We start from the raw sequence: 2,605 nt of genomic DNA, 5'->3' as shown, positions 1-2,605 counted from the left end.
TTGAAATCATTATTTATCAATGAGTTAAATGTACAATGTACAGTCAATTTGAAAATTCTGTCGCTAGCGATAGTTCGCGCTAGCCTGCCCCGCAACGAAGCCAACCCGCTGGGAAGTACCTTTTGAATTGATTTTATTGATTTTTTTATGGAAAAAACAAAGCATAAGTGATAATCTGTTTTTAATATTGCAATAAGAATAGGTAATGCCTAAGCCCATAAGGATATGGAACATATAGATAAAGCGTGAGAACATGATCTATCCTTTCTTATTAGCGGCGTATTCTTGACGTTTAAGTTGTCTCTGTATGTTTTTGATTAGTCTTTCATTGGCTTCTTTTACAATAGCACTTGCAATCTCTGGCTTGGACATCACTTTAGCAATTGAAGGTCCTTCTTGTTTTGCAATGGGGAATTGATCTCCGTCATCTCTTTGAAACACATTCCCTCCCATTTTCAAATCAACGCGCTTTGGAAAACTCCCACCCTTAATAAAACCATGAGGCAAGATTTCTTTCTTTCCAAATAGTGTGTAAGCCACGCCGCGTTTTGTTTCTTGTGCTTGAAAAAATTTAAGAGGTATCGGTGTTCCAGAACCAATGATATCTGTCTCGAGAAGCTTTGCTGTAGCCTTTTCTTTAATATAAACACCTCTTCTTATACGCTTTATTTGGGCTGATGAGATGTCTGCAACTTGCTTTTCAGTAAAGCGTTCAACTTGTTTTGCTGCAGTGTTTAGAGCATTACGCAGAGCCCAATTAAGGCGTGGTGCTTGAAGACTGGTGAAGGTATCTTTTACCTGTTGAAGATACCATTTTTGGTGGATGATTAACTTCAACTTCTAAGCCTTTTTTGGGGTAGGTGACTTGGAAGCTTTAGATGCTTTTGGTTTTTCGAGTGAGGTTTCCTCTGTCACTGGTTCAGACGATGTTTGTACGGCTTCTTGTTCTATCTGCTTAATTTGTTCAACCGTCTTGTCAGGTTTTGCTGTTGTCTTGACTCCAATAAAAGGTTTTACAGCATTAGCGCGCTTGAGACGTGCGTAGACTTGATTGGAAACTTCAACAAATGGATTATTGGGTGTTGATGGTTCAAAGCGAACAGTGCTTTTATTGTCTCCAACAACACACATTGGTTTAGTGATGACAGCTTTCATCATTGCTCCTTTTGAGTCATAATTAATGACATCATTAGTCAAATATTGATTTTTATTCTTTGAAAAATTAATTAGCCAGAATTAGCAAGAAAACAGGGCTTTCTAGCCACGCTTCAAGTTCACATTTTGCTGAATTTTTGGGGATATTTTTGAATTTTAGACACAATACGACCAGTGCCGTGTCGTCATTAAATACGATTTTTTACACTATGTCAACAAAAAAAATCATGATCTTGTGTTTTTTTATTTTTTTTACCTAAATATGGTGTTTTTATAAACAAAAAGGTATGTATTGACACAGCCAAAAAAGCAGAAAATCTAAATATTAAGCTCGTGACGCGCTGCTGTTGCCAAAAAAGCAGATCTCGTTAAGCCTCTTTCTTGTGCACAATCATCAATTGCACGTAAGAGCCCTCTTTCAATAGATATGTTCGTACGTACTACTTCTGCATCATTTTCAATAAAGGGGACTTGTATTAAAAAAGCTCCTTCTGACAAAGCTGTTTTGACAGATTCCCGTTGTATGACTTCCTCAAATTTTGAAGGAATAGGCACTATATCTATATCTTCACAATAAAGTTGAAGTGCTTCTGTTGCATTTGCGATTAAATTTTCTTCCTCATCAGCAGCAGAAAAAAGCCCCTCAAAATCAGGAAACTGAACACCAAAAGCAGAATCTTCATCTTTATGAACAAGAGCAAAAAATCTTTTCATTTTTCTTCTCCTTTTTCTAACCAACCTGCTTGTTGTGCGATAGAACGTACTGTACCAATCGGAAGATTTTTTTTAGGATGTGGAACAATAACAACCTTACCATCTTTTTTTAATTTATGATGAGAACCTTTTACTTTGACAAGTTCAAAGCCATCACGCTTTAATTTTGCAATGATTTTTCGGCTATCTTGTTCCATTCCCTAAACTCATAATGTGTAAATATATACACATTTTAATGATTTTTCATCTGATGTCAATTCTTTTTTAACGGCTAAAGTGCTTATGAAGCGCATTAAGAACAATACGCAAAGAACTAACAAGATGTGTTAGCGATTGATCTTCTATAACAAGATATTGTAATGCAGCATAAAGATTATACTGTCTATAGAGGTGTTGTGCTTCTTTGATAGCCTCTTTCGTCACTTCATAACAATGAGTTGCTCTTTCAATCCACCGTTTTTGTGCCTCCTCATTTGATGAAGGAGTAAAGTTGTCATAAACAGCATTAGGCAATCCTTTTGCACATAGGTAATTGTTTTTCACTTCAAGATATTTTTGCGCAGCATCATATTGGTCTTGATTGATTTCGCCTTGCAAATAAAGCCGCCCAATATAGGTGCCGGAAAGCGGATTTTTAGCCTCTTCTATGGTCAAGCAGAAGCGTTTGGCACGCATTTCAATTGCCAATTTATCCATGGGTTCATGCGGTGTTTTTGCTCGTGAGATGCGTCCATTT

Annotated in this window: 5 protein-coding genes; all 5 read right to left on the bottom strand. The window is 36.7% G+C overall.

Going from position 1 to position 2,605, the window contains the following annotated elements; genetic code table 11:
- Positions 1 to 258: 258 nt before the first annotated feature.
- The gene (locus ACFIL2_RS03525; protein WP_375680515.1) at positions 259 to 837 is read right to left on the bottom strand and encodes a hypothetical protein; all 579 of its coding nucleotides are present in this window, start codon (positions 835 to 837) and stop codon (positions 259 to 261) included.
- A 3-nt stretch (positions 838 to 840) separates the two neighbouring features.
- Positions 841 to 1,155 carry a hypothetical protein gene (locus ACFIL2_RS03520; RefSeq protein ID WP_375680516.1) on the bottom strand — a complete coding sequence of 105 codons (315 nt, stop codon included), beginning with the start codon at positions 1,153 to 1,155 and terminating at the stop codon, positions 841 to 843.
- Between the two features lie 318 nt (positions 1,156 to 1,473).
- Positions 1,474 to 1,869: a type II toxin-antitoxin system HicB family antitoxin gene (locus ACFIL2_RS03515; RefSeq protein WP_005864994.1), complete on the bottom strand. Its 396-nt coding sequence runs from the start codon at positions 1,867 to 1,869 to the stop codon at positions 1,474 to 1,476.
- On the bottom strand, positions 1,866 to 2,066 hold the full coding sequence (locus tag ACFIL2_RS03510; RefSeq protein ID WP_375677150.1) for a type II toxin-antitoxin system HicA family toxin: 201 nt from the start codon (positions 2,064 to 2,066) through the stop codon (positions 1,866 to 1,868). The genes ACFIL2_RS03515 and ACFIL2_RS03510 overlap by 4 nt, the downstream gene beginning before the upstream one ends.
- 67 nt (positions 2,067 to 2,133) lie before the next feature.
- Positions 2,134 to 2,605, bottom strand: a 472-nt coding sequence (locus tag ACFIL2_RS03505) for a hypothetical protein (RefSeq protein WP_375677149.1), incomplete at its 5' end; no start/stop codon positions are given.

This window comes from Bartonella sp. AP30XZML (genome assembly GCF_042195945.1).
Classification (GTDB): domain Bacteria; phylum Pseudomonadota; class Alphaproteobacteria; order Rhizobiales; family Rhizobiaceae; genus Bartonella.
This window is presented reverse-complemented; position numbering and strand designations above follow the sequence as displayed.

Bases quoted from the DNA above. Each gene is read 5' to 3' on its own strand.
- ACFIL2_RS03520 (WP_375680516.1), bottom strand. From the start codon at position 1,155: ATGAAAGCTGTCATCACTAAACCAATGTGTGTTGTTGGAGACAATAAA.
- ACFIL2_RS03510 (WP_375677150.1), bottom strand. From the start codon at position 2,066: ATGGAACAAGATAGCCGAAAAATCATTGCAAAATTAAAGCGTGATGGC.
- ACFIL2_RS03515 (WP_005864994.1), bottom strand. From the start codon at position 1,869: ATGAAAAGATTTTTTGCTCTTGTTCATAAAGATGAAGATTCTGCTTTT.